The sequence below is a fragment of the Bacteroides caecigallinarum genome, from assembly GCF_021530995.1.
GTDB lineage: Bacteria > Bacteroidota > Bacteroidia > Bacteroidales > Bacteroidaceae > Phocaeicola > Phocaeicola faecigallinarum.
In genome coordinates this window covers 1-4,118 of the sequence record NZ_JADYTF010000183.1, presented here as the reverse complement: position 1 = coordinate 4,118, position 4,118 = coordinate 1, and the positions used below count along the sequence as shown (strand labels likewise).

The 4,118-nt window shown below is 35.1% G+C and carries 3 protein-coding genes; 1 reads left to right on the top strand and 2 read right to left on the bottom strand.

Translation table 11 applies throughout. The annotated features are described in order from the left end of the window. Positions 1–520 precede the first annotated feature (520 nt). On the top strand, positions 521–1,243 hold the full coding sequence (locus tag I6E24_RS15655; protein ID WP_235329565.1) for a sensor histidine kinase: 723 nt from the start codon (positions 521–523) through the stop codon (positions 1,241–1,243). A gap of 163 nt (positions 1,244–1,406) precedes the next feature. Here I6E24_RS15655 and I6E24_RS15650 read toward each other — a convergent pair whose 3' ends face one another. Next, a complete protein-coding gene (locus tag I6E24_RS15650) occupies positions 1,407–2,471 on the bottom strand; it encodes a hypothetical protein (RefSeq protein ID WP_235329563.1) in 1,065 nt (354 codons plus the stop codon). Positions 2,472–2,529: 58 nt separating this feature from the next. After that, positions 2,530–4,053 carry a tetratricopeptide repeat protein gene (locus I6E24_RS15645; protein WP_235329561.1) on the bottom strand — a complete coding sequence of 508 codons (1,524 nt, stop codon included), beginning with the start codon at positions 4,051–4,053 and terminating at the stop codon, positions 2,530–2,532. Positions 4,054–4,118 lie beyond the last annotated feature (65 nt).

Sequence of the window (4,118 nt, the reverse complement as noted above, 5' to 3'; positions counted from 1 at the left end):
GTTATACCGTTCGTACCAATTTAACAAAAATGAAATAGTATTTAAAACAAGTCATCTGTTAGAGAATGCTATTGATGCTGAAACATTTTCCAGATTAAGTTCTTTACCACAAGGAACAATGGTTAAAAGTAGGCCTCAAAGTGATAGCGGAAAAGATATACCGGAATTTGCTTATATGCAAGAATCATTAGAAGAACTTGGAAAACCTATTTCTTTGAATACAATAGCAAAATATTATAAACAGATTCTAGAAGAAGAAAATATTAATAATCGCTTTTGTCTATATCTATTAAAAGGGGATAGTATTATACAAAATAAAGGGAACGCACATTATTCATTTTTTTATATCGAAACACAGAAAATTCCTATTAGGAGTGACTTCTCATATGTTATTAAAGCCAAAATTATTAATCCAAATAAATTCTTTTTTCAAAAAATGGGGATACTCTTAGTTTCCACAACTATACTTCTCATTTTTGTTGTATTCTGCATAATCTATCAAGTAAGGATAATATCAAAAATGAATAAAATCTCCCAAATCCGTGAGGACTTCTCATACGCCATGGTACATGACATGAAAACACCTCTAAGTACTATTATGATGGTGCAGGATATGCTGAAAAGCGGAAGACTGGAAGGCAAACCGGAGATAAAGAACAAATACATGAACATAGCGGAAAGCGAAACAGACCATCTGTTTGCTCTCACCAACAAGATACTTACAATTTCCAAACTGGAGAACCATAAACTGGAGATGAACAGAACGGAAGTTGAGCTTACACCGATAATAGAGAAACTGACTGAGAAATTCAAGGCCAAAGCACAGAAACCTGTAAACTTTATAATCAGCTTGCAGACCAAAACAGCTTATGCAGACAACGATTATCTGGGTGAAGTAATAAGTAATCTGATTGACAATGCCATCAAATACTCAAAGGAGAGTGTGGAAATAAACATCACGGCTGAAGAAAGCGAACGCTACACCATCCTGAAAGTACGCGACAATGGTCTGGGTATATCAGAAGCCGACCAGAAAGTCATTTTCCAGAAGTATGAACGCGCAGCGGCGGCAAAGCGCAGCCGCAAGAACGGAGCTTCAGGCTTCGGACTGGGCCTGAACTTTGTTGACCAGGTGATAAAGGCGCATGAGGGACGAATATTCGTCAACAGCACAGAAGGAGAATTTACGGAATTTACCATCTATCTCCCGCTTGAAACTCCAAAAAACATACACAATCGGTAAAACACAAGGCTGCTTATTATTATTGCAATAACATCATACACATCGAAAGCACCATGTATATCCATAAAAATCTCTGATATCCAGTACAAACCATGCAGAATATCAGAGATTATAGAGTTAAACTTTTAAGAGAGAATTGAAGGCTCTTGATATCCTCCTTCGATTATTTAACCTGAGAGAGATCTTCATTTAATATTCGCTCCAATTGTGGTGCTAATGGTGTTATTATTGTATTATCCATATTCCACTCAACCAGAGGTTTGTTTGATTTTGACTTCAATGCTTTTTTGTACTGTTTCATTTCGTCTTTTGTAATATAATTGTGTTCCAGAACATACAGTTCATCAAAGATTTCAATCATCTGTTCTTTGGAATCTTTCTTGTGGCTAAAGAATAACTTTCTATAGCTCTTTCTGTTTATTAAATCCATATAGGACTGATATTCTGAATTATAGATGTAATTCTCCGTCTGATAAAAGTTTTCGAGGCGTGTTGTGTAACCAAAAAGTGTTTTAGGCTTTTTCCCTTTTGTTGCAAGAACATCATATTCCACTCGTAATACTTTCTGTATAGTATCTATCCTTATTGCACCTCCAACTGTTTCATTTAACAGAAGTCGACTGTCTATACTATCAGTATTATATTTCCAGCCTTCTTTTTTCAGTGTTTCCATTAAAGTGAGTCCGTCCAGATTTGGAGTATAAATGTATTTATCCACAAGAGTGTTTGCCCTTTCCTTATCCTTATCAATCAATGAATCGTTCTGGAAGTTACGAATCTCTATAACAAGTTTTTCTGCATCTTTATGTTTTGTATCAATAAAGAAATCCAGGTATCCATCCCTGAAATATTTCATACAGGAATCATTCAATTGATAGCTTCTGAAGTAAGTCCTAAGATGAATATATTCTCTATTCTTCGCTGTAACTGTTACAGCATCCAGCTGATATTCGATAGGAGTTAGATAAATAGGAGTATCTTTCTTAAAAAGAGAGGATTTGACACTCTTAGGGTTGTACGCGATATGCTGAATAGTAACATTTTCATCGTTCAAGTCCTGAGGCAAGTTGCCCTCAATATCAGTCGTACCCACAACTGCTCCCTTATTGTTTAAAATCTGTGCATAAGATATACATTGACCGGTAGTTTTGTCAAGCAAGACAGCCTGCCCTGAAACATTAAGACTCACAAAGAGTAATAAAATGGTAAAGATCTTGAAGGCTCTCATTGAAATGGTCAATTATACTTTCATAAAAAGTGCTTTTATAGCTATATGAAGCTATTTTTTATTGCGATTTATTGCTCAAGAAGGTTGCTATATCTTCTGCTTCTGGCATTTGAAGTATTTGACGGATAGTGCTCTTACGTTGGTAAATTGTGCGAACGGATTGCTGTGTTACAACACCAATTTCTTTTGTAGTGAAATTCGCTTTTAAGAGGGTACATAACTGTATCTCTTTCTCATTAAGAACTGCACCATACTTTTTTATTAGTGAAGTATAGAAGCCATCGTAAATATAATCAATAATCTGAAAAAGATCATTCCAATTCAATAATGTGTCCACATCCACCTCTTTGCTCGCAATTTTTTTCATTTTTTTGAGCAGTTCCAAATTGGCAGAAGTTGGGTTTGATGTGGCTATTTTTATTACACCTAATTGCTGCAATAGAATCTTCTTGAAGAAGCGGTCATTTTTATTACTATCACCTGATTCCGATGATTCAGACAATAGTTTTCGTAGTGCGTCTATTTCTTCTTCCCTTTCTAAAAACTTGTTTTTTCTATTCCGTAGCCATAATAGCAAACTGGCAATCGTAAGAGTCAAAATAAATGTTATAACTAAGAATAGCATTTGATCCTTTTGCCTTTGAATGGTTATCTGCATATTTTTTTCTGCAAGATTCCTGTTAGCTTCTCTCTTGGCTTCTGTAATATCTCGGTTCTTGGATGCATTTCCTTGCAAAGTATTTCCGAAATGTGCCCACTCCATTACACTGATACGATTGTTTATGGCATAATCAAGGATGCTTTTCAACTGTTGCATATAAGTAGATATTGCCAAATTGCTGTAGAAATATTCATCTGCATTTTCCTCAGCTGAAAGAATGTATTGCTCGGCCTTGTTAAAGCGACCTAACAATATATTATATCGAGCAAGAGACAAATATGCTTTAGCAACATACCAGTTGTCCTTACCTATAAAATAATTCAAGACCTGTGTTTGAATTTCAATGGCTCTTTCTTGTTTACCATACTCACTAAGAGCATCCGCATGATTTGGAAGCGTTTTCTCAAAATACAAAACGGAATCTTCTGGCGTTTTTATATATTGAGGGAGCTCATCATATAAGCGCTCACATTCTTTCTGATTCCCAAGAAAGAAGTTCAGTACAGCCATTCCATGATAATTCCGAAATGTTCGTTCTGCATCATCTTCCATAATCTTGCATAGATAAGCATGCGATGTTTTATAATTATTGTCTTTATAAGCCAAGTCAAACAAAGCATATAATGCATCTTTATTTGTATTAGCTAATGGTTCCAATAGATTATATGATTTTTCCGTCTCATCATTCCACCAATAATGATATGCAGTTAGAATGGTTGCTTGCAATAATCTTGTAGAATCAACAGGCTCTAATGTTTGGTAATATTTCAAAGCCTCTCTGAGTAAAACATCTTCACTTAGTGATTCTCCTTGGTGATGACGCACTTCTGCTACATCCAATATCTGCTCATAGTTGATATCGGTTTGCCGATTTGTGCAACCAGCTAAAATTACAATGAGTATAAATATATAGATTCTCATAAAGCCAATTTTTCTGCAAAGTTACGACTATTTTTTCTGTTCTTAATCTGTTTGCACCCCTAATA

What these genes read in the sequence shown, in the direction of transcription:
- I6E24_RS15655 (WP_235329565.1), top strand. Translation starts at nt 521, where the DNA reads ATGAATAAAATCTCCCAAATCCGTGAGGACTTCTCATACGCCATGGTA.
- I6E24_RS15650 (WP_235329563.1), bottom strand. Translation starts at nt 2,471, where the DNA reads ATGAGAGCCTTCAAGATCTTTACCATTTTATTACTCTTTGTGAGTCTT.
- I6E24_RS15645 (WP_235329561.1), bottom strand. Translation starts at nt 4,053, where the DNA reads ATGAGAATCTATATATTTATACTCATTGTAATTTTAGCTGGTTGCACA.